General features: G+C 62.8%; 19 protein-coding genes and 1 pseudogene. 9 read left to right on the top strand and 11 right to left on the bottom strand.

The window, feature by feature from the left end; genetic code table 11:
- Positions 1 to 230, bottom strand: a 230-nt coding sequence (locus NKH67_RS28525; RefSeq protein WP_502893821.1) for an alpha/beta fold hydrolase, incomplete at its 3' end; no start/stop codon positions are given.
- A 337-nt stretch (positions 231 to 567) separates the two neighbouring features.
- On the opposite strand from NKH67_RS28525, the pseudogene NKH67_RS28530 reads away from it, so the two are divergent.
- A pseudogene (locus tag NKH67_RS28530) lies at positions 568 to 820 on the top strand (alpha/beta fold hydrolase); the annotation flags it as partial.
- A gap of 309 nt (positions 821 to 1,129) precedes the next feature.
- Here NKH67_RS28530 and NKH67_RS28535 read toward each other — a convergent pair.
- Both NKH67_RS28535 and NKH67_RS28540 read right to left on the bottom strand, forming a co-directional pair.
- On the bottom strand, positions 1,130 to 1,729 hold the full coding sequence (locus NKH67_RS28535; protein ID WP_352473284.1) for a sulfotransferase family protein: 600 nt from the start codon (positions 1,727 to 1,729) through the stop codon (positions 1,130 to 1,132).
- Positions 1,730 to 1,982: 253 nt separating this feature from the next.
- Positions 1,983 to 2,153, bottom strand: coding sequence for a hypothetical protein (locus NKH67_RS28540; RefSeq protein ID WP_352473285.1), 171 nt, complete (start codon positions 2,151 to 2,153; stop codon positions 1,983 to 1,985).
- A 34-nt stretch (positions 2,154 to 2,187) separates the two neighbouring features.
- On the opposite strand from NKH67_RS28540, the gene NKH67_RS28545 reads away from it, so the two are divergent.
- The 3 genes from NKH67_RS28545 to NKH67_RS28555 all read left to right on the top strand — a co-directional run bounded on the left by NKH67_RS28545 (position 2,188) and on the right by NKH67_RS28555 (position 4,994).
- On the top strand, positions 2,188 to 2,595 hold the full coding sequence (locus tag NKH67_RS28545; RefSeq protein ID WP_352473287.1) for a hypothetical protein: 408 nt from the start codon (positions 2,188 to 2,190) through the stop codon (positions 2,593 to 2,595).
- Positions 2,596 to 2,890: 295 nt separating this feature from the next.
- Positions 2,891 to 3,796 (top strand): tyrosine-type recombinase/integrase, encoded by a 906-nt coding sequence (locus NKH67_RS28550; protein ID WP_352473288.1) that lies wholly within the window; start codon positions 2,891 to 2,893, stop codon positions 3,794 to 3,796.
- 4 nt (positions 3,797 to 3,800) lie between these two features.
- The gene (locus NKH67_RS28555) at positions 3,801 to 4,994 is read left to right on the top strand and encodes an IS91 family transposase (protein WP_502893819.1); all 1,194 of its coding nucleotides are present in this window, start codon (positions 3,801 to 3,803) and stop codon (positions 4,992 to 4,994) included.
- Positions 4,995 to 5,486: 492 nt separating this feature from the next.
- Here NKH67_RS28555 and NKH67_RS28560 read toward each other — a convergent pair whose 3' ends face one another.
- Both NKH67_RS28560 and NKH67_RS28565 read right to left on the bottom strand, forming a co-directional pair.
- Positions 5,487 to 6,737 carry an NAD(P)/FAD-dependent oxidoreductase gene (locus tag NKH67_RS28560; RefSeq protein WP_352473290.1) on the bottom strand — a complete coding sequence of 417 codons (1,251 nt, stop codon included), beginning with the start codon at positions 6,735 to 6,737 and terminating at the stop codon, positions 5,487 to 5,489.
- 10 nt (positions 6,738 to 6,747) lie between these two features.
- Positions 6,748 to 8,136, bottom strand: coding sequence for an aminotransferase-like domain-containing protein (locus tag NKH67_RS28565; RefSeq protein ID WP_352473291.1), 1,389 nt, complete (start codon positions 8,134 to 8,136; stop codon positions 6,748 to 6,750).
- 315 nt (positions 8,137 to 8,451) lie between these two features.
- Here NKH67_RS28565 and NKH67_RS28570 point away from each other — a divergent pair, with 315 nt between their 5' ends.
- The 4 genes from NKH67_RS28570 to NKH67_RS28585 are packed head-to-tail and all read left to right on the top strand — an operon-like array spanning position 8,452 to position 12,789.
- Positions 8,452 to 9,618 (top strand): ABC transporter ATP-binding protein, encoded by a 1,167-nt coding sequence (locus NKH67_RS28570; RefSeq protein WP_502893822.1) that lies wholly within the window; start codon positions 8,452 to 8,454, stop codon positions 9,616 to 9,618.
- 5 nt (positions 9,619 to 9,623) lie between these two features.
- Entirely contained in the window at positions 9,624 to 10,673 is a 1,050-nt protein-coding gene (locus NKH67_RS28575) for an ABC transporter substrate-binding protein (RefSeq protein WP_352473293.1), read from the top strand.
- Positions 10,674 to 10,678: 5 nt separating this feature from the next.
- The gene (locus tag NKH67_RS28580) at positions 10,679 to 11,959 is read left to right on the top strand and encodes an ABC transporter permease (RefSeq protein ID WP_352473294.1); all 1,281 of its coding nucleotides are present in this window, start codon (positions 10,679 to 10,681) and stop codon (positions 11,957 to 11,959) included.
- A gap of 2 nt (positions 11,960 to 11,961) precedes the next feature.
- Positions 11,962 to 12,789: an ABC transporter permease gene (locus tag NKH67_RS28585; RefSeq protein ID WP_352473295.1), complete on the top strand. Its 828-nt coding sequence runs from the start codon at positions 11,962 to 11,964 to the stop codon at positions 12,787 to 12,789.
- A gap of 676 nt (positions 12,790 to 13,465) precedes the next feature.
- Here NKH67_RS28585 and NKH67_RS28590 read toward each other — a convergent pair.
- The gene (locus tag NKH67_RS28590) at positions 13,466 to 14,248 is read right to left on the bottom strand and encodes a helix-turn-helix domain-containing protein (RefSeq protein WP_502893820.1); all 783 of its coding nucleotides are present in this window, start codon (positions 14,246 to 14,248) and stop codon (positions 13,466 to 13,468) included.
- A gap of 206 nt (positions 14,249 to 14,454) precedes the next feature.
- The gene (locus NKH67_RS28595) at positions 14,455 to 14,688 is read right to left on the bottom strand and encodes a DUF6429 family protein (protein ID WP_352473297.1); all 234 of its coding nucleotides are present in this window, start codon (positions 14,686 to 14,688) and stop codon (positions 14,455 to 14,457) included.
- Positions 14,689 to 15,355: 667 nt separating this feature from the next.
- On the opposite strand from NKH67_RS28595, the gene NKH67_RS28600 reads away from it, so the two are divergent.
- The gene (locus NKH67_RS28600; RefSeq protein WP_352473298.1) at positions 15,356 to 16,942 is read left to right on the top strand and encodes an adenylate/guanylate cyclase domain-containing protein; all 1,587 of its coding nucleotides are present in this window, start codon (positions 15,356 to 15,358) and stop codon (positions 16,940 to 16,942) included.
- Here the strand turns inward: NKH67_RS28600 and NKH67_RS28605 are convergent.
- The 4 genes from NKH67_RS28605 to cysN all read right to left on the bottom strand — a co-directional run bounded on the left by NKH67_RS28605 (position 16,939) and on the right by cysN (position 20,304).
- Entirely contained in the window at positions 16,939 to 17,088 is a 150-nt protein-coding gene (locus NKH67_RS28605; RefSeq protein ID WP_352473299.1) for a hypothetical protein, read from the bottom strand. The two genes, NKH67_RS28600 and NKH67_RS28605, sit on opposite strands and share 4 nt — an antisense overlap.
- Positions 17,088 to 17,333, bottom strand: coding sequence for a type II toxin-antitoxin system VapB family antitoxin (locus NKH67_RS28610; protein ID WP_352473300.1), 246 nt, complete (start codon positions 17,331 to 17,333; stop codon positions 17,088 to 17,090). The genes NKH67_RS28605 and NKH67_RS28610 overlap by 1 nt, the downstream gene beginning before the upstream one ends.
- A gap of 234 nt (positions 17,334 to 17,567) precedes the next feature.
- On the bottom strand, positions 17,568 to 18,389 hold the full coding sequence (gene cysQ, locus NKH67_RS28615) for a 3'(2'),5'-bisphosphate nucleotidase CysQ (RefSeq protein WP_352473355.1): 822 nt from the start codon (positions 18,387 to 18,389) through the stop codon (positions 17,568 to 17,570).
- Positions 18,367 to 20,304 carry a sulfate adenylyltransferase subunit CysN gene (gene cysN / locus NKH67_RS28620; protein WP_352473301.1) on the bottom strand — a complete coding sequence of 646 codons (1,938 nt, stop codon included), beginning with the start codon at positions 20,302 to 20,304 and terminating at the stop codon, positions 18,367 to 18,369. Before cysN ends, cysQ begins: the two co-directional genes overlap by 23 nt.

Genomic DNA, 20,304 nt, shown 5'->3' on the forward strand with positions numbered 1-20,304 from the left:
TCTGGCACGATTACGGTGTGATCTTGCATCAACTTTGCCGCAACAGGCGCCCACATGTCGCCACTGTCGCCGAAGCCGTGTAGCAGCACGACGGCGGGGCCCTGTCCCCCGATGCGGACATTAAGGCTCGTGCCGTTGGTTTCGATCGATTGCGTCTTGAAGCCTGGCGGGAATGGGACGACCCGCGCCGTGGCCGGCAAGCTAGCGAGCAGCAGACCTAGCACTGCCATGATCATCCTACACATGTCGTCCTCCGTGAACGTTGTTGCACTGAGCCATGCCGACGTCGGCGTGTCGCTGCCGATCCGCTTCGATGAGGAGCATAAAGACTCGCAGACGGCCCTAATAGCTCGAATCGCCGTCGATTGAACGAAGAAGGCCTTTTGTTGTGTTGCGTGATTCAGAATTGGTAGCATCAGGGCATGTTGGGAAGACTGTATGTCGCCTCTGCCGATGAGGTGGCTCGTCCTCCTGTGGTGAGGATCGGCTCGGCCCGCCCCGAGCAACGCTCGGACGCGCACTGTAGGGCGAGCCACCTCATCGCAGAGGCGGACATACTGTCTTACCATGATGAGTAGCGCCAAGCCTCACTATGAAGCCATCAAGGCCTTCTCACTGAGGATCTGAAGAAGATCACCGTGCCCACGCTGGTCATGCATGACGACGATGACAGGTCGTGCCGATCGAGGATTCGGGCAGGCTGTCGGTCAAACTTCTGAAGAACGGCACTCTGAAGGTCTATACGGGTTACCCGCACGGCATGCTGACGACGCACGCGGACGTCATCAACCATGACTTGCTGGCCTCCATCGAGGGCTGAACGTATCTTTGGGACGCGTTCGCGTTCGCAAAATGACGTGGCGGAATTTGGCCCGCCAGGTCCATCTTTGCCGGCCGCAGGCGACGACCACTGACTGAACTGCCTTTCCGGCCATCTGCTTTAGCTGTGGCGTTGGCGTCGCTTTGCCCCGAGGTAGAGAAGTCGTGGATTGAGTGGCGGCACAACCGGATCCAGCCGTGTCACTTTCGCCGTCGTGCCGGGTTCGAACCCGCACGGCACAGTGAACGATCGCATCGCGCCGCATTTCGGCCGTGGAGGGCGGCTTCGCCTTGGTTCAAGCAGGCCCGTTTAGCGTGTCTCGGCCCGCCGCCGGAATTCCTCGGCGCTGTTCCGCATAGGATACGGCTGCTCCGGGATCGGGACGCCAAGATGGCGGCATAGCGGCTCCCATCCTTGCCCGAGTACATGCACGAGCAGTCGGCCAGGCGGCACAGTGGTGAGTACGTCGTGCCGATGTGATTCGTAGACGGCTATCGCGTGAGCGCGATCGACGCGTCCTGCAAAGACCTTGCCGAAAACGAGGGTCTCCCCCAGAGAGTCCGGGTCGACCTGACCGCGGCGCGTCACCTGAAACGCGCTTTCGATACTTGTCCACCAGCTTTCGGCCGAGCGGTCCGTGTGAACGATCCGTGCTTCCGGATACGCTTCGATCAATTCGCGCCAATAATAAGAGGAGGGCCAGTCCACGCAGGATGAGTAGCCCTCAAACAGACTCTCCCAGTCTGCCGACGCACCTTTGGCTAAGGCCCTCCAGCGCTGCTTCTGAATGGCGCTCCCATCGACTTCGAACATGTGATGGCAGGGTCCGAAGCCCAACAGGTTGAGCGCCTCTCGCATGGAGTCAGTTCCGGTGCGCCCGAAACCCGTTCCGATGACCTTGAGCGGCATGACAGCCCTCCACGGTGCCTGCGCCGAACCGGATCATTTATCTCCGCCAGCCGAGCACTATAACAGCTGTTTTTGCGAAAGTCCGTCTTGCGCGCCACTGCCGGTCCTTCGTTGCGCGCCTCAGTAGCTGACCTTCAGGCACTGGCGGAGTCTGGCCTTCGCGGACGCCATGCCACTATTCTAAAACTTCTAAAATTGGCGACACGGCAAGTCACGGGCATCGCGTCCTACACCTTTATCGGAAGAGCATTGATCATAGCTGTGGATACGGAATACGCCTCTGAACAGATTGGCGAATGTCGCCTGCATCGCGCGCCTGGCAGATCACGCTGCCACACCGGGTATACAAGGTGGTAACGGCAGAGCCGCCGCCGGCCGGCGTGTTGGTGGTGGCCGTGCGCCGGCCAAACGCTTCATAGGTCATGCCCGTCGCCCTGCCAGACTCTCCGGGATAGACGATGCCGATCAGCCGAGGTAGCACGCCACAACTTGAGACGGTTTTGATCGAGATGATTGTCCAAGCGGCAGATTTTCCGGCGGCCAGCTTCGATACTGTAGCAGGCGACTGCGCCGATAAATCTGGAGGCCGAATACTCTTCAATGTTCGCGTTGACAGCCACGTGGATGTTCAGCGAGTTGCCGCCATCGCGAGCAAATCTGACGAGGGGACGACTCCTTTGCTTTTGCTGTTGGATCGTACGGGGACGTCGATCAAGATCCATGAGGTGCCGGTTGAGGACTACTCGTTGGTAGTCTCCATCGCCCGTTGGGCCAATCAGCCCCTTCACTTGCAAGCCATTACCAGCGTCAATGTCGAGGTTACCCTGCTCCTGGACGCTGTCGCGTCGGAAGCACGGCCGGATTAGCTGAATGCGGACCCAGCCGATGTTAGCGGGGCCTACGCGTTAAGAACGGGTCCACTCCTCGTGCTGCTTTGTGCATTCCACATTGCCTTTTTATGCGGCTTCCAAGCACGAAGCGTGAACATCGACGCAGAATGGCTCTGATGTCCCACTCGCTTTAGGCAGCTTTGCGCCTAATGCACGAACCCGCTTCGCGGGAGGGGCGCCTCGTTCTGAGATGGCGCGACTGCCATTTTGACTTGAGCGGGTAGAGGGGTCGATCTGACCATGGAGTTCCCTTCAACGAGAGGAACTCGCCATGGCTACCCTGTCGACCGATGCACCAATCTCTCCGCTTCGCCAGCGCATGCAGCACGACATGCTCATGCGTGGCCTGGGCTCCCATACCCAGCAAGACTACGTTCGTCACGTCCGGCGCTTCGCTGTGTTCCTTGGCCGCTCGCCCGACACTGCGAGGGCTGAGGACATCCGTCGATTCCAGCTGCATCAGCATGAGAGCGGCGTCGGCCCTGCGACGATCAATGGCGCGGTCTCGGCACTGCGGTTCCTGTTCCTGGTGACGCTGAAGCGGCGGGATCTGGCACGTGTGCTGGTGATCATGCGCCATCCACGCAAGCTGCCGGACGTGCTGAGCGTGGAGGAAGCGGCGCGGCTGCTCGAAGCAGCACCTGGCATCAAGTACAAGGCCGCGCTCGGTGTCGCCTATGGCGCGGGTCTGCGCGTATCGGAGGTCGCGCACCTCAAGGTCGATGATATCGACAGCACACGCATGCTGATCCGCGTCGAACAGGGCAAAGGACGCAAGGTTCGCAACGCCATGCTCTCGCCGCAACTCTTGGAACTGCTGCGGGTGTGGTGGCGCGAAGGCAGGCGTCGCGGGGTGATGCTTCCGCATGGCTGGCTGTTCCCGGGGCGCAGTTGCACCGATCCGATCTCGTCGCGGCAACTCCATCGCGCGGTTCAGGAAGCCGCCGAAGTCGCCGGCATCCGCAAGCGCGTCAGCCCGCATACTCTGCGGCACAGCTTCGCCACCCACCTGCTCGGGCAGGATGTCGACATTCGCGTCATCCAGGTGCTGCTCGGGCACTGCAAGCTCGAAACGACAGCGCTCTACACCAAGGTCTCGACCCGGACGATCCACGCGGTCGCAGGGCCGCTGGACCGGCTGATGGCGCTGATGGAAGGCAAGACGCCGTCCGGCTGAACCGGTGCGCGCCGACCTGGAGGTCGCCGATATCTTCCGTGCTGCCGGCCCCGGATACCGGATCTCCCACGCCGGGCATCTGAGCTTGCAGCAGCTCAAGGTCATGTCGGCGATCGAACAGTGTCGCACCGCTGCATTGGGTGGTCATGTCGAAGCCTGTGCGGACTGCGGCCAATGGCGGATCGCCTATAACAGCTGCCGTAACCGGCACTGTCCCAGGTGCCAGGGCGCGGCCGCGCGTACATGGCTCGCCGAGCGCGAAGCCGACCTGCTGCCGGTCGGCTACTTCCATGTCGTATTCACGCTCCCGGCCGAAGTCGCCGAGATCGCGTTCCACAACAAGGCGCTGGTCTATGACCTGCTGTTCAAGGCGGCATCGGAGACGATGCTGACCATCGCCGCCGATCCGAAGCACCTCGGCGCGCGCATCGGCATCACTGCCGTGCTCCACACATGGGGCTCGGCAATGACCCACCATCCGCATGTCCACATGATTGTGCCGGGCGGCGGCATCGCGCCGGACGGGAGCCGCTGGATATCGTCGCGCGCGGCCTTCCTGCTCCCGGTCAGAGTACTGGGCAAGTTGTTCCGCCGCCTGTTCCTCACCCGGCTGATCGCGCTGCACGACGCCGATCGGCTCGCCTTCTTCGGCACCCTTGCTCGTCTCATCGAGCGGCAGGCCTTCCTGCGGCACCTGTCGCCGGTCCGGAACAAGCGCTGGGTGGTCTATGCCAAGGCGCCCTTCGCCGGGCCGGAAGCGGTGCTCGCCTACCTGTCGCGCTACACGCACCGGGTCGCGATCTCGAACCGCCGCCTGATCGCCTTCGACGAGGCTGGAGTCACCTTCCGCTACAAGGACTATCGCCGCGATGGTGTCGAGCGCCAGCGCGCCATGACGCTTGCCACCGACGAGTTCATCCGCCGCTTCCTGCTCCATGTCCTGCCGCGTGGGTTCCACCGCATCCGTCACTATGGGCTGCTCGCCACCTCCGCCCGCAAGGCCAGCCTCGCACTCGCGCGCGAACTGCTGAACGTCGATCTGCCGCCCCAAGACGACACTTCGGAAGAACCGGCTGACGTCCGCCGGCCTTGCCCTTGCTGCGGCGGGCGCATGGTCGTCATCGAGAGGTTCGAACGGTGGTGCCAGCCTCGTGCACCGCCTGCCTCAAGGGCGCCGAACCGGGAGAACGCCCCATGACCCGGCATGGACCGTTTGTCCACACGGCCGCGCCATGCTGGCGCCGGTCAACGGGATGTTATGTGCACGTTGCCGTGACGCCGGTCGTCACGCACACCAATCCCGTCGGAATCAACGCTACAGGCTCTGCGACCTGGCCCGGAAGCCGCTTCCACGACATGCCCACCGCGTCCTATGCGGAAGTTCGCGACAGGCGCTGGCACACCCCGAAACACAAATCCCCATAGCTCACCGCCTGCGGCCCGCGGGTTCCTGCATCAGAGACTTTCGTACGCCTGACGGCACCCGAAACCCTTCAGCAATGTCGGTCATTCCGGTCGACTTGACCGCCCGCCAAACCTGACAATGCTGGCGCCGCCGCTGAGGTCGCGGTTGCGCCACCCTGGCAGATGGTCTGCTTTCCGCGTGCGAGCTGACCATTGCCAAGGCAGAAAATTCACTCTCCCACCTCCGAACCCAGGCGACGTTGTCTTTTCGCAGCCCGCGTGGACTTCAGGCGCCGAACCTGTCCACCGCAAAGGGTGCTATGCGCGCTGGATCGCCGCGACCAATGATCAGCTCGGCAATCAGGCGCGCCGTGATCGGCGCCAGCGTCAGGCCGAGATGGCCGTGGCCGAAAGCGTGGATCACCCTCGAGCTGCCGCGCGACGCGCCGATGACCGGGCGGGAATCGGGCAGCGATGGCCGGAACCCGAGCCATTCGGATGAAGGCTGGCCGAGTTGTGGAAAGAACTGCCTGACACCGCGATCGAGCAGCGCCAGCCGGCGCGCATTTGGCGGCGCTGCAAGTCCGCCGAGCTCGACGGTTCCGGCGACACGCAGCCGGCCGGCCATCGGCGTCATGTAGAAGCCGAGATCGACCGGACAGACCGGACGATTGAGCAGAGGCGCTTCGGTCGGAAATTCGAGATGATAACCGCGTTCGGTCTCGAGCGGAATCCTGTCGCCGGCCTGTATGGCCAACGCCCGCGATTGCGCGCCCGCGGCGATAACCACCGTGTTCGCCTTGATGTTAAAGCCGGAACCGCTGAGCCTGACACCGTCCGCCTCAACCCGCAGTCCGGTTATCTCAGCCTGCGCCACCGAAACGCCGCGGTCGGCCGCGGCATCGAGCAGCCGCCGCATCACTGTCTCGGGATCGGTGACATTCATCGAGTCGGGGAAGTACAGACCGCTGGCCCCGGTCGCGGGCAGGCCAGGCTCCAGCGCGGCCACCGCTTCCGGCGTCAGAACCTCTTGATGGACGCCAAACCCGGCGCGCAGCGCCCTGCCCCCAGCGGCCTTGGCGAAATCGCTCTCGCGGCGATACAGGTAGAGACAGCCGTTGCGGCGCAGCAGGTCTGTCAGGTCAGCCTCCTCCACCATCTCTTCCCAGGCCGGCGGGGCCTCGGCCAGTAAACCGGCGAGCGCCAGCGCATTGGCGCGGGTAGCGGCGGGAAGCGATTGCCGCACGAATTGAACCAGCCATGGCGCAAGCTGCAACAGCGCCGGCCAGCGCAAGGAAAAAGGGCTGTCGGGATCGAGAAGCAGCTTTGGCAGCGCGCGCAGCAGAGCCGGATTGCCGACCGGCATGCAGGCATATTCGGCGATCGTTCCGGCATTGCCAAACGAGGCGCCGGAGCCCGGCTCATTGGGGTCGATGAGCAGGACTTCGCAACCCTCAGCTGCGAGCCGGAGTGCAGTTGCCAGTCCGACAACGCCGGCACCGACGATGGCGATTTCGACCGTTTCCGACGCTGCCATCTTTAAATTCCTAGACGAAACCAGGCAATTGAAGATGGCCGGCAGATAACAGTTCGGCCACCGAGTTCAGGGCCGTGCGCAGATCGTCGAGCGAGCGCGCAGCGCCGACATTGATACGCACGCCGTGCTGTACCGGCTCGCGCCCAACGGCGAAGGCATCACCGGGGAGCACGGCAACGCCACGTTCCAGGCAGGTGCGAGCGAAACCCGCGCCCCGCCACGGCTCCGGAAGGCGCAGCCAGGCGTGGGTCGAGGTTGGGTGGTTCTGGACATCGTAGCGGCCGAGGATTTCAGTGAGGATGGCCTGGCGCTGGCGCAGCTCCTGCTTCTGCGTTTCTATTATGCGCGCCGCCAGGCCCTCTTCTATCAGCCGCGCGCCGATCAGCGCCGTCAAGGGACTGATGCTCCAGCAGTTGATACGCAACGCCGCTGCGACCTGGCCGGCTATGGCGCGTGGCGCGATCACAAAACCGAGGCGCAGCCCAGGGGCAAGACATTTCGACATGGCGCCGATATGGATCGTCAGTTCGGGCTCGAGGCTGGCAAGCGACGGCAGTGGATTGTCTGCCAGGGGGCGGTAGACGTCATCTTCGATGATTAGGACGTTGTGGCGGCGGGCGACAGCTATCAGCTCGTGCCGGCGCTCTTCGGATAGCGTGATGGTCGTCGGGTTGTGCAGGGTCGGCACCAGGAAGACCGCACGTGGGCGGAGCTGCGCGCAGGCCACATCGAACGCGTCGGCCCGCATGCCGCCACGGTCCATCGCGACGCCTCTGAGGTCGAGCCCATGCACCCGGCACAGTGCATTGATGCCCTGATAGGTCACTTCGTCGGCGAGCACGACCTCGCCTTGCCTGGTCACCGCGCCAAGCACGCAATCCAGCCCATGCTGGGCGCCCGCCGCCAGCACCACGCGGCCGGGATCGCCTTCCCCGGCCACCGGTCGCATCCACTCGGCGATTGCCATCCTCGCCCAAAGCGGCCCCTCGGGCGGATGATAGTCCTGAAGCGTGGCATAGTGCCGGTCCTTCGACAGGCGCGGCAGCAGCAGCCCAAGCGCATCGAGATAGGCCGAGGTCGCAGGTCTGTTGACGGAAAGATCGATGACGCCGGTGTCGTCGCTCGGCGCTGACACGAAACCTGGCCTTTCGCCGCCATTGCGGGCCGCGACCGTTGTGCCGCGTCCGGGCCGCGCTTCGAGCAGGCCGCGCTGCTGCAGCGTCGACAGTGCGCGCGTCACCGTGGTGACATTGATGCCCAGCGCGCGGGCAATCTCGCGCTGCGGCGGCAGCCGGTCTCCAACTGCAAGTGTGCCGGCCGTGATCCGTTCCGCAATAGCGTCCGCAAGACGCCGATAGACCGGGCCTTCATCCGAGGCGAGTTGCAGGTCCTGAAGCATGCGGATTGGCGGTTTCGGTGTGTTGACGCTCTGGCTATCGGCGCATCTAGCATAAGACAATGCTCCAGACAATAGCACTTGTCCGGCAGGTATTTTTAAAATCCGGCCCGAACAATCTCACACAATCCCGAAGAAAGCCGCTTGACGGCCAAACTTGTCTGCATCTATGGTTCTTTTGCGATCGATTGTGTGAGCATACAAGTTTGGTTTGCCGCCATTGTGCGGCAGCGTCATGCGAGACCCATACATGCACGGTAAACGCCAACTCGTTTCGACATGCAGCTTCTGCCGCAGATCGACGGACTTGCGTCCGTGATGGCCGAAGCGACAGCCCTGTCGCGTGACAGCGCCGGTCCTGCACGGGCAGCCGATGCCGGCAGCCAAGGATTTGTCGAATTCATCGATGTCGAGAAGTCCTATGACGGCCGCACGTTCGCGGTATCGCGGCTGAACCTCGGCGTTGCGCGCGGCGAGTTCCTCACCCTTCTTGGACCCTCCGGTTCGGGCAAGACGACGACGCTCAACATGCTTGCAGGCTTCGAACGGCCGACCAGAGGCGTCATTGCGCTTGAAGGCCGGTCGGTCGACAGGCTGCCGCCCTACGAGCGCAACATCGGCATGGTGTTCCAGAGCTACGCGCTGTTTCCGCACATGAGCGTCGAGGAGAACGTCGCCTTCCCGCTCTCCGTTCGCAAGATTACCAAGACGGAAGTCGCAGCCCGCGTCGGCCGCGCGCTCGACATGGTGCGGCTGCGGCAGTTCGGCGACCGGCGGCCGGCACAGCTTTCCGGCGGCCAGCAGCAGCGCGTCGCGCTTGCCCGCGCGCTGGTGTTCGAGCCGAGCCTGGTGCTGATGGACGAGCCGCTCGGTGCGCTCGACAAGAATCTGCGCGAGCACATGCAGCTCGAGATCAAGCAACTTCACACGATGCTCGGTGTCACCATAGTCTATGTGACGCACGACCAGAGCGAGGCGCTGACCATGTCGGACCGCGTCGCCGTTTTTAACAATGGCGGGATTGCCCAGCTCGGTTGGCCGGATGATCTCTACAACGCGCCGCAAACTTCGTTCGTCGCGAGCTTCATCGGCGAGAACAACACCCTGCTCGGCAAGGTCGAGCGCGTCTCTGGCAAGGAGTGCCGCGTCGCGCTGGACGGCGGCGGTTCGGTCACGGCGCTCGCCATCGGTGTTGCGGAGGGCGATGCCTGCCATGTCGCTATCCGCCCGGAGCGGCTGAAGCTTGCGCCCGCCTCGAACGGAGCAAATGGGCTGGCCGCCACGGTTGAAGGCCGCATCTATCTCGGCGACCACCAGCGTCTTTTGGCCCGGCTGGAAAACGGACAGGTGCTGACGGTCAAGATCGGCCCCGAAACGACCATGGGCAACGGGGGACCGGTCACGGTTTCCTGCGCGCCCAACGACTGCCGTGCCTTTCCGGCAGATGCCGCAACGGACGGTTCCATCTCGAAAACAGGGGAATAACAACAATGAAAATTACAAGAGCCCGGCTGTTCGCCTTTGCGGCAGCCACAGCATTCATCACCTCAGGACATGTCGCCTTCGCCGACGAGCTTTCGATCATGGCCAGCGGCGGCGCCTGGCAGGATGCCCAGCGCAAGGCATGGTTCGAGCCGTTCAGCAAGGAGACCGGTGCCAGGATCGTCGAGCAGGAATATCTCGGCGATCTCGGCAAGGTCAAAGCCATGGTCGACACCGGCAACGTGCCGATCGACCTGGTGACGGTCGAGACCGCGACCGTGCTGCAAGGTTGCGACGCCGGCATTCTCGAGCGCCTCGACTATTCCAAGATCGCGCCGCGCGAAAAATTCCTCGAAGGCTCCGCGCTCGACTGCGGCGTCGGCCTCGACGCCTATGGCGACGTGCTCGCCTATGATCCCAACGTGCTGAAAGAGGCGCCGACCTCGGTGCTCGACATCTTCGACACGACCAAGTTTCCCGGTAAGCGAGCGATGCGCAAGTTCCCGGCGCAGAATTTGGAATGGGCGCTGATGGCCGATGGCGTCGCGCCGGCCGATGTCTACAAGGTGCTGGCCACGCCGGAAGGCGTCGACCGCGCCTTCAAGAAGCTCGACACCATCAAGAAAGACATCGTCTGGTGGGATGCCGGCGCACAGCCGCCGCAGCTCCTTGCATCCAAGGAAGTGGTGATGACCACCGCCTGGAACGGCCGTATCCAGAACGCCATCGATAAGGATGGGGCGCCGTTCAAGATCGTCTGGAACAACCAAATCCTCGAATACGACATGATCGCCATTCCGAAAGGGGCCAAGAGTCCGGACCTGGCCTACAAGTACCTTGCCTATATCAGCCAGCCGGAAATCAACGCCAAGCTGGCCAGCTACATCACCTACGGGCCGGTGCGCACCGATGCAGCTTCCTTTGTCGCGCCGGACGCCTTGCCCAAATTGCCGAATGCGCCCGACCATATGAGCGCTTACCTGGTCGCCGACACCGAATTCTGGGGCGATTACGGCGAGGATTTGGTCAAGCGCTTCAACGCCTGGCTCGCGCAATAGGAAAAATGACGGCGCTTGAGCCCACGAAGCTGGAACGGCCGCGCCTCGCGCGCGACCGGTCGGCCGCCGATATCAAAGCGGCGAAATCGGTCACGGCAAAACTTCGGCGCGCCGAGTTCGGCGATCGGCTGCGGTCACTGGCGCTGGCGGCGCCTTTGCTTGTGCTCCTGGCGCTGAGCTTCGGCATCCCGATCGTCCTGCTGCTATCGCGCGCCGTCTATGACCCGACGATTGCCGACGCTTTGCCGCAGACCAGCCAGGCGCTGCGCGGCTGGAACGGCGCGGGACTGCCAGGAGATGCCGCCTTCCTGGCCCTTGCCGCCGACCTCAGGGACAATCAGGCCATGGGCACGGCATATGAGCTCGCCAAAAGCCTGAACGCCCGCCTGCCCGGTGCGCGCAGCCAGGTGCTCAAGACGGTACGCCAACTTGAGGCTGCCGACAGGCCGCCGCTGGAGGTGATGAAAGCCGTGCCGTTCTGGTCGGCGCCGGGCACGTGGCCGGTCATCGAGAGCGGCACCCATAGCGTGACGTCGTTCTACCTGCTGAGCGCGCTCGATCTGCGCTGGAACGCCGATGGAGGCATTGAAAGAGTGCCGCCGCAACAGGCGATCTTCCTGCAGGTGTTCATGCGCACATTCTTCGTCGCCGCGGCGGTGACGCTGGCTACGCTGATACTGGGCTTCCCCCTCGCCTATCTCATCGCCTCGGTACCCAAGGGCCTCGCCGCCATCCTCATCGTCGCGGTGCTGCTGCCATTCTGGACGTCGATCCTGGTGCGAACCGCGGCCTGGACCGTGCTCCTGCAGAAATTCGGCCTGGTCAACGACCTGCTTTTGTGGCTCGGCATTGCCGACGACCGGCTTGAGCTGATGTACAGCCGCATCGGACTGATCATCGCCATGACCCATATCCAGCTGCCGTTCACGCTGCTGCCGATCTATAGCGTTATGCGCACGATCCCGGCCTCGCAGATGAAAGCCGCCTATTCGCTCGGCGCAAAACCCTTCACCGCGTTCCGCCGCGTTTATCTTCCACAGGTTTTTCCGGGCGTCATGGCCGGTTGCCTGCTCACCTTCATTCTGTGCCTCGGCTACTACATCACGCCGGCGCTCATCGGCGGTGCAAGCGACCAGCTGATCAGCAATTTCATCGCCAACTACGTCAATGTCGAGCTGAACTGGGAGATGGCGGCAGCACTGAGCTTCATCCTGCTCGTCTTCACCCTGGCGCTGTTTGGCATCTTCGCCCGCATCCTCGGCCTCGACCGTCTCAAGCTGGTGTAGCCATGCTGCTGTCTCCCTATCCGACGACAGGCGAAAGAATCCGCATCACCCTGCTGTGGCTGTGGTGCGGCATGGTGATCCTGTTCCTGCTCGTGCCGATCGTCGTTCCCGTCCCCTTGTCGTTCAACAGCGGCGCCTTCTTCATCTTTCCGCTGGAGGGATTTTCGACGCGCTGGTACGCGGTCGTGCTTGGCACCCAACGCTGGCAATCGGCGATCGGCAACAGCCTGATCGTTGCGTTCGGGACGACGCTGATCGCGACGATACTCGGCACGTTGACAGCGATTGCGCTTTCCGACGAGAAGTTTCCCGGCCGCCGCATCGTCATGCCGCTGCTGCTGTCGCCGCTGATCGTGCCGGTGGTGATCACCGCCGTCGGCTCTTATCTGTTCTATGCCCGCGTCGGCCTGGCCAGCACCTATGCCGGCATCATCCTGGCGCACACCGCGCTCGCCAGTCCCTTCGTCGTCGTCACGGTGGGAGCGAGCCTCACCGGCTTCGACCGCAATCTGATGCGCGCTGCCGCCATCTCCGGAGCAAAGCCCATCACATCGTTCTTCAGGGTGATGCTGCCGCTGATCCTGCCCGGCGTGCTGTCAGGCGCCGCTTTCGCCTTCGTTACCTCGTTCGACGAGGTCGTCGTGGTACAGTTCCTGGCCAGCGCCAACCAACGCACCATGCCGCTCGAAATGTTCATCGGCTTGCGCGAGAAGCTCTCCCCGGCAATCACCGCCGCCGCGACCCTGATGATGGCGCTGTCTATAGTGCTCCTGGTCGTGGCCAACCTTCTGGTACGGCGTAGCCAGCGTCGGCCAAGCGCGAGCGAGTAACTCGTGGCCTTGCCGCTCCAATGTTCCCGCAGTTTATGGTAGTGTTCCCAGGTCCCTGGTCGGCGATCGTCGGAAGAGACGGGATGGGCACGACGCGGTCATTGAAAGGTCCGTTCGGGATCTTCGCCTTTGGATCAGTTGAGACTTCAATCCCACCTGCTTGAATGTCTGCCATCGCTTTTAGGATGCCAGAAGCTGCAAGTGCGCTCCCGGCCGCCACGACAGCGGCTGAATTGCCGGACCATCTTGGCCGCGGATAGCGCTTGCCGATGTTCTCTCCAAGTCGCAGAAGATGCAGTCGCTAACGCAAGGTGCGACAACACGAAGGCGACTGACGCGTTGGGTGATGGCGCCGTTGGCGGCAGGACAGCGAATGGATTGAGCCCGGTCCGGTCGCCGGTGCGCGGTACGCTGCACCTCAGCGTCAACGACCCAAATGGCGCCGTCTCTCGCGTCGCAGATGGTCCTGTATCGCGACGACGGGCGACCGCCCAAGAGCGATCGGCGAGCCCGCTCCGGCGCCTCGGACACACTGTCGAGCCCTAAATCCCCATAGCCCCGCCCGCCATCCCGCGGTTCAGTTCAATCAGGCTTCAATGTAGTCGCGACCCGTGGGTGCCTGCCCAATCGCGCCCGCGACTACACAGAACCCCCAGATTCATTATGCACCTCCTTTTCAAATGGCGGAAAACAGCGATTCCTGGTTATCGTCGTGGATGCGACCCGGAGTATTGCGCGCCAGTTCGGCCTTGATCCGTTCGTCTTCGAGGTCGCTGGCGCGGATCTGGTAGCGCGCGCCGCGCATGACCTGCTCGGCGGGTAAGAGGCCATCCCTGATGAACCGGCGGATTTTGACGTGCGACACGCCGAGCTTCGCGGCCGCATCCGACATAGTGATCCACTCGCCATTCTTGTCGGACGAGCGATAGCCGCTGATCTTGTGCACCGTGCGCAGCGATTGGACGCGACGCGCGGTCCAGGTCTTTCCCTGACCGGTCTGCATGCCCATGCGGTTGAGTGTGGCAGCGATTTCGGCATCCGACCACCGGGTTGCCATGGATCGCATGATCGCCAGAGCCTCCTCAGGCGTACGCTGGCCATGCTCTCCGGATTTGGGCTTGCGAACCCGTACCTGCGAGTGCTGGCCTCCGTGCCAGTGGATGGTCAAGATCACGTCGCGCGCATCGTCATCGACATCCGCCACGATGTCCTTGATGAGCGCGCGCAGCAGTTGCTGACGACAGCGCATGTCGACACCCGGCGCGTTCCAGGTGGCCTCGAGATCCTGGGCAAGGCCCGTGAAGTCCGGAACCGCGTCGACAGGCTCCACACGCTTGACTTCGCTCAGCCGGGCCTCGCAGGTCTCCACGCGCCTGAGCGTGGCTTCCCAACTCCTCTCGAGCTGGGCCGCAATAAGCCGGTTCTCCGGGTCGCAGGCCGCTTCGCCGGCAGAAAGCATCTTGCGGATGGTGGACCTCGCGACAATGCCGTTGATTGAGGGCCGCGGCTGCGGTGTTCTCTGCCACTGCCTTTAACAGACTGGATGCGCCCGTTCGAATACCAATTTATCCGCCACGGCGAGAGCACTGGCCGTCCCGCCTGCGGTCAGCGCGAAATTCAGCCATGTGCGCTATCAGCTCGCAGGCACCCGTCCCGCAATCTGGCTCAGGGCGCCGCGCGGGTGAACAGGGTTCGGAATAGCTCCTCAGCACGCCGCAGTCCTTCATCTGTCAGAACCACCGACTTCGCCTTGTTTGCCGGATTTGCGATCAGCCCCTTCTCGTGCAAGCGATCCAGAGCATTCCAATCCAACCCCTTCCAGGCGCGCCTCTCTTCATGCAGCGTCAGCCAAAGCAGGCCCAGAACGGCTTCGTCGATCTTGTCGGCGTCGATCTCCATGCAAGCAGTCTAACACGCGAAAAGGCCGCTGCCACGATCCACACCGGATGGTTATTCCCTGCCGCGAGCGTTCGCCTGAGAACAAGTGCCTCACTCAGGCGTCGCATCCGCGACGGCGTCATTGGGGGCCGACGAGCCGGGAACGGGATTGGAGTTCATAATGATGCCTAAGCGGCCGTGGCAGCGTTGCCGCTGGCAATGAAATGCAAATTGGCGAAATCCTCGTCTTCGCTCAGGTTGCGCTTACCGCAGGCGAGCGGCGCACTATCCAGGTCCGCGTCATGCTGCCGGCAACGCGCGCCGCCCCGCCGCGGTGGCCCATTCCATAGTCGACCGACGCGCGGAGACGTTTTGCGGGACACTTTCTTTTCCGACCCGCTGTCCGACTGCAAGTCTCAACCTTGTCAGAGGTGATTTTTGACTCCTGAGCGGTTATCGCGGAGCGCATTCCGGCCACAACCGACGTTGCGACATCCCTTTCCTGATTCACTGTCCGTCCAGCGCCAGAATGCGAAATCCGCTGTGAACGGTCGGGGCTTAGCAACAACCGCTCAAGGTCGGTCCGACGTTGCAGGGCTGACGTGTTTTCATCGAGCCAAGACTGACTCTGGTACCGCGCCGGGAATGAGCTATAGTTCACACACTAAGACGGCCGGGCGCTTGCACAATGGCTGGACTGGGTGAACAGATTGCGCGACAGCAGCGCACTATGGGACCGCTCCTGGTGGCGGCAGTGGTCATCGGCCTTGTCGGTCTGCCCGTTGCAGCCTGGCTCGACCTCCGAGACCTATCGGAACGGATGCTGCGCAGGCAAGCCAGCGAAATCAGCCGCATCATCGACGAAATGCGCGGATTCTACGGCAGCGACGTCGTGGGACGCGTGCTGCAAGCTAACGGCGCCGTGACTGCGACGCACAACTACCGGGACGTGCCAGGCGCGATCCCTATTCCAGCAACCCTCTCGATCGAACTGGGCAACCGCATCAGCGCTCATGACGGCTCGGTCAAATATCGGTTCGTCTCGGATCTGCCTTTCAAAGGTCGCGCGCCCCACCAGCTCGATGCGTTCGAGCGGAATGCAATCTTGGCTTTGCGCGCCAACCCGAAGGAGCCGATCATCGAGGTCTCGGGCTCACTGTTTGACCGGCAGGTGCGCGCCGCGGCCCCTGTCATAATGGGACAAGTGTGCGTGACCTGCCATAACTCACACCCGGACAGCCCCAAGACGGACTGGAAGGTGGGGGATGTCCGAGGGATCCAGGAGATATCAGTCAATCAGCCTATTGCTGCGAACGTGCTGACCTTCAAGTATCTGCTCCTGTATTTCGGTTTCGCGGCGGCGGCGGGCCTGACGTTCATTCTCCTGCAGCGTCGGCAGTCCGCGTTGATTCAGGGCATCAACAAGGAGCTTTCGGAGGCAAACGACTTCCTGGCCGCGATTTCATTGAAGATCGCCAAATACCTTTCGCCTCAAATTTACAAAAGTATCTTCAGCGGCCAGAAGGACGTCACCATCGCGACCGAGCGCAAGAAGCTCACAATCTTTTTCTCCGACGTCAAGGATTTCACCGCGATCGTGGAACGGCTCCAGCCCGAGGACTTGACGCTTCTCCTCAACGAGTACTTCACCGAGATGTCGACGATCGCGCTCAAACACGGCGGCACCGTCGACAAGTTCATCGGCGACGCGCTTCTTGTGTTCTTCGGAGACCCCGAGACGCAAGGCGTCGAGGAAGACGCGAGAGCCTGCTTGCGCATGGCTGTCGACATGCAGCGTCGGCTGGAGCAGTTGAACAGGGTGTGGCATGACCGCGGAGTTGAACGGCCCTTCCGAGCTCGTATGGGCATCAACACGGGCTATTGCAATGTTGGGAACTTCGGTTCCGATGATCGGATGGACTACACGATCATTGGAGCCGAGGCGAACTTGGCGGCCCGGCTGCAGTCGATTGCCGAGCCCGGCGGCATCTGCCTCAGCTATGAGACTTACGCGCTCGTGCGCGACCTTGTCCGGGCGCGTCCGTTAGCACCCATTGCCATGAAGGGGATCAGCCGGGAGGTTGTCCCCTACGAAGTCGAGGGCCTCCTGGGTGAACTCGCCCAGCGCCCTCAGGTCATCAGCGAGCATGCGACTGGTCTCGACTTGTTCCTCGATGTTGAGGCAATCGACGAGAACGGGGTGGAGCGGGCGAAGAAACGACTTTCGGAGGCGCTCCTGGCCTTAACCATCCGAAGCAAGCCCGCCGCACTTTAGGTTCTTGAACGTGATCCAATCTGGACCGTGGCCAGCCAAGTAAAGTCCGGTTCAACACCGTTCAGGCGCGCCGGGTCCCGGCCAGGAGTTCGCGCATCATCCTCGTTGGTCATCAGCGCCGTCAGGGCCGAGGCGTCGATGAACATCAGTGATTCTCGTACAGGCTGTCGCGAAACGCCTTGTCGGCGGGCCTGCCGCGATCAGGCTTGCCCCGGGCTCGCAGATCACGGCAGAACCTGACGCCGATCTCTACGAGGGACGGTCTAGCCTGTTCGCGCTCAAGCTCATGCTTGAGCGCGGCATGGACGGCCTCTGTCAGAGCAGTCCTCGTAAGTGCGGCGAGCCGGCGGGCCAGTGCGTCGGTCTCGGGATTTTTGATGTGGAACGCCATCACTCGCTCGTATAGCCGTTCAAGTCTATCGGTATACAGCAATTTGGATACACCCGTGTGAAGGCCCCGCAGCATCGACCGCACACGAAGCGAATCGGCCACGCCGACCCAACTGTCGGCTGGATGGGATCGTACCGCTGTGTTTACAGATCTCGAGCAGTATCTGAGGTCGCTTGCATAAGTCACGTGCAACACCCGCACTTTCGTACGGGTCTGGAACGGCGCAATCACCGTCTAGCCAAATCCAGCAGCCTTGCCGCTGGCGATAAAATGCGGGTTGGCGAAATCCTCGTCGTCACTCTGGTTGCGCTTGCCGTAGGCGAGCGGCTCACCATCCAGCGTGCGCGTCATGCCGCCGGCGGCGCGTAGCACCGCGTCACCCGCGGCCGTATCCCACTCCATGGTGCGGCCGAAGCGTGGATAGACGTCTGCCTCGGCGCCGGCAACGAGACAGAATTTCAGCGACGAGCCGACCGAGACGATCTCGGCGGCGCCAAGCGCGCGGATATAGGCGTCGGTTTCCGGCGTGTTGTGGGAGCGGCTGGCAACGACGGTTAGCGGCACCATACCGGCCCTTGCCGAAATCGGCTGGCGATCGACGATCTCGTAGTCGCCATTGATCTCGATCGTTTCCGCTTTGCCCGGCCGGCCGGAAAAGAAGCGGCCGGTGCAAGGCGCGAAGACAACGCCGATCTCAGGCACGCCATGGCGAACCAGCGCGACGTTGACAGTGAAATCGGTCCTGCGGTTGACGAACTCCTTGGTGCCGTCGAGAGGATCGATCAGGAAGAAGGCGTCGCCGAGATCTGGCGCCGTGATGCCGGCCGAAGCTTCTTCCTCGGCCACGCACGGAATCTCGGGAAATGCGGCGCGCAGCCCGGCAAGGATGATCTTCTCGCTCTCGCGATCCGCCTCCGTCACTGGCGAACTGTCCGACTTGCTGTCGACCGCACAGCCGGCACGAAAGACGCGCATCACCTCGCGCCCCGCCGCCAGGGCAAGGTGCTCGAAGACGGCGAGCACCGCTTCGTCGTCAGATACCGCCGCCGCTGTCATATTGGTCTTCGGCAATGTCCCGCTCGTTCAGCCAGTGTTCCAGGGCGTCCACCATCTCCTCGGCCGATCTGCCGAGTGTCTTGAGATGAATTTCGGGCTTTTCCGGCACCTCATACGGTGAATCGACGCCGGTGAAATTCTTGATCTCGCCGTTCAACGCCCGCGCATAGAGACCCTTCGGATCGCGCCTGGCGCATTCCTCGAAGGGTGTGTCGACAAACACCTCGACGAATTCGCCGTCGGCCATCAGTTCGCGCGCCATGCGCCGCTCGGCGCTGAACGGCGAGATGAACGACACGATGACGATCAGCCCGGCGTCGGCCATCAGGCGTGCCACTTCGGCGACGCGGCGAATGTTTTCGACACGATCGGCGTCGGTGAAACCGAGATCGCGGTTGAGGCCGTGACGGACGTTGTCGCCATCCAGAATGTAGGTATGGCGCCCGGTGGCGAACAGCTTTTTTTCTAACAGATTGGCGATGGTCGACTTGCCCGAGCCCGAAAGCCCGGTGAACCAGAACACGGCCGGCCGCTGGTTCTTCATATCGGCGCGGGCGCGCTTGCCGACATCGAGCGACTGCCAGTGGATGTTTTCGGCGCGGCGCAGCGAATGCAGGATCATGCCGGCGCCGACCGTTGCATTGGTGATGCGGTCGATCAGGATGAAGGCGCCGGTGGTGCGGTTCTCGGCAAACGGATCGAAGGCGATCGGCGACCGCGTCGAGATGTTGCAGATGCCGACTTCGTTCATTTCAAGCGACTTGGCCGCCTCATGGGCAAAGTCGTTGACGTTGACCCGGTACTTCAGGTCGGTGACGGTGGCGCTGGTCTGGTCGGTCTCGGTGCGCAGGATGTAGGAGCGGCCAGGCAGCAGCGCATGTTCGTCGAACCAGACGATGTTGGCGGCGAACTGGTCGGCGACCTGCGGCCGCGCCGCCGGCGACACCAGCATATTGCCGCGCGAGACTTCCACCTCGTCGTCGAGGACAAGAGTGATGGCCTGGCCAGCGATAGCCTGCTGAAGGTCGCCACCATGCGAAACGATGCGCCTGACACGGGAGGATTTGCCGGATTTCGCGACGACTACCTCGTCGCCCGGCGCAACCGATCCGGACGCTACGGTGCCGGCGAAGCCGCGGAAATCGAGATTGGGACGGTTCACATATTGGACAGGAAACCGGAACGGCAATTCGACCGCGGCCTCGTCGACCGACACGGTTTCGAGATGTTCGATCAGCGTCGGGCCGGAATACCAGTCCGTCCTGTCGGAACGGCCGGTAACGTTGTCGCCATAGCGGGCCGACATAGGGATGGGGACGATCGTCTGGAAGCCGAGTTCACGTGAGAACTGTGCGTAATCGGCGACGATCCGTTCAAAAACCGCCTCGTCGAAGCCGACAAGATCGATCTTGTTGACGGCGAGCACGATGTGGCGGATGCCAAGCAGCGAGGCAATGATCGAATGCCGCCTGGTCTGACGCAGTACCCCCTGGCGGGCATCGATCAGCACGATGGCGAGATCGGCGGTCGATGCACCCGTCGCCATGTTACGCGTGTACTGTTCGTGGCCGGGCGTGTCGGCGACGATGAACTTGCGCTTTGGCGTGGCGAAGAAGCGATAGGCGACGTCGATCGTGATGCCTTGCTCGCGCTCGGCCTCGAGGCCGTCGACCAGCAGCGCGAAGTCGACGTCGTCGCCGGTGGTGCCGTGCTTGCGCGAATCGCGCTCGAGCGTGGCCAGCTGGTCCTCGAAAATCTGCTTGGTGTCGGAAAGCAGTCGCCCGATCAGCGTCGACTTGCCGTCGTCGACCGAGCCGCAGGTCAGGAAGCGCAGCAGCGACTTTCGTTCCTGCGCCGCCAGATAATCGCGGACGCCGTCGGTTGGGGCGAGGCTCTTGGCCATGATATGGCGCAT

This window comes from Mesorhizobium sp. M0968 (genome assembly GCF_040319065.1).
Classification (GTDB): Bacteria; Pseudomonadota; Alphaproteobacteria; order Rhizobiales; family Rhizobiaceae; genus Mesorhizobium.

Excerpts from the sequence above, each read along its gene's own strand:
- NKH67_RS28535 (WP_352473284.1), bottom strand. The coding sequence starts at position 1,729 with ATGCCGCTCAAGGTCATCGGAACGGGTTTCGGGCGCACCGGAACTGAC.
- NKH67_RS28540 (WP_352473285.1), bottom strand. The coding sequence starts at position 2,153 with ATGACCTATGAAGCGTTTGGCCGGCGCACGGCCACCACCAACACGCCG.
- NKH67_RS28545 (WP_352473287.1), top strand. The coding sequence starts at position 2,188 with ATGCCGATCAGCCGAGGTAGCACGCCACAACTTGAGACGGTTTTGATC.
- NKH67_RS28550 (WP_352473288.1), top strand. The coding sequence starts at position 2,891 with ATGGCTACCCTGTCGACCGATGCACCAATCTCTCCGCTTCGCCAGCGC.
- NKH67_RS28560 (WP_352473290.1), bottom strand. The coding sequence starts at position 6,737 with ATGGCAGCGTCGGAAACGGTCGAAATCGCCATCGTCGGTGCCGGCGTT.
- NKH67_RS28565 (WP_352473291.1), bottom strand. The coding sequence starts at position 8,136 with ATGCTTCAGGACCTGCAACTCGCCTCGGATGAAGGCCCGGTCTATCGG.
- NKH67_RS28570 (WP_502893822.1), top strand. The coding sequence starts at position 8,452 with ATGGCCGAAGCGACAGCCCTGTCGCGTGACAGCGCCGGTCCTGCACGG.
- NKH67_RS28575 (WP_352473293.1), top strand. The coding sequence starts at position 9,624 with ATGAAAATTACAAGAGCCCGGCTGTTCGCCTTTGCGGCAGCCACAGCA.
- NKH67_RS28580 (WP_352473294.1), top strand. The coding sequence starts at position 10,679 with ATGACGGCGCTTGAGCCCACGAAGCTGGAACGGCCGCGCCTCGCGCGC.
- NKH67_RS28585 (WP_352473295.1), top strand. The coding sequence starts at position 11,962 with ATGCTGCTGTCTCCCTATCCGACGACAGGCGAAAGAATCCGCATCACC.
- NKH67_RS28590 (WP_502893820.1), bottom strand. The coding sequence starts at position 14,248 with ATGCTTTCTGCCGGCGAAGCGGCCTGCGACCCGGAGAACCGGCTTATT.
- NKH67_RS28595 (WP_352473297.1), bottom strand. The coding sequence starts at position 14,688 with ATGGAGATCGACGCCGACAAGATCGACGAAGCCGTTCTGGGCCTGCTT.
- NKH67_RS28600 (WP_352473298.1), top strand. The coding sequence starts at position 15,356 with ATGGCTGGACTGGGTGAACAGATTGCGCGACAGCAGCGCACTATGGGA.
- NKH67_RS28605 (WP_352473299.1), bottom strand. The coding sequence starts at position 17,088 with ATGTTCATCGACGCCTCGGCCCTGACGGCGCTGATGACCAACGAGGAT.
- NKH67_RS28610 (WP_352473300.1), bottom strand. The coding sequence starts at position 17,333 with ATGGCGTTCCACATCAAAAATCCCGAGACCGACGCACTGGCCCGCCGG.
- cysQ (WP_352473355.1), bottom strand. The coding sequence starts at position 18,389 with ATGACAGCGGCGGCGGTATCTGACGACGAAGCGGTGCTCGCCGTCTTC.
- cysN (WP_352473301.1), bottom strand. The coding sequence starts at position 20,304 with ATGCGCCATATCATGGCCAAGAGCCTCGCCCCAACCGACGGCGTCCGC.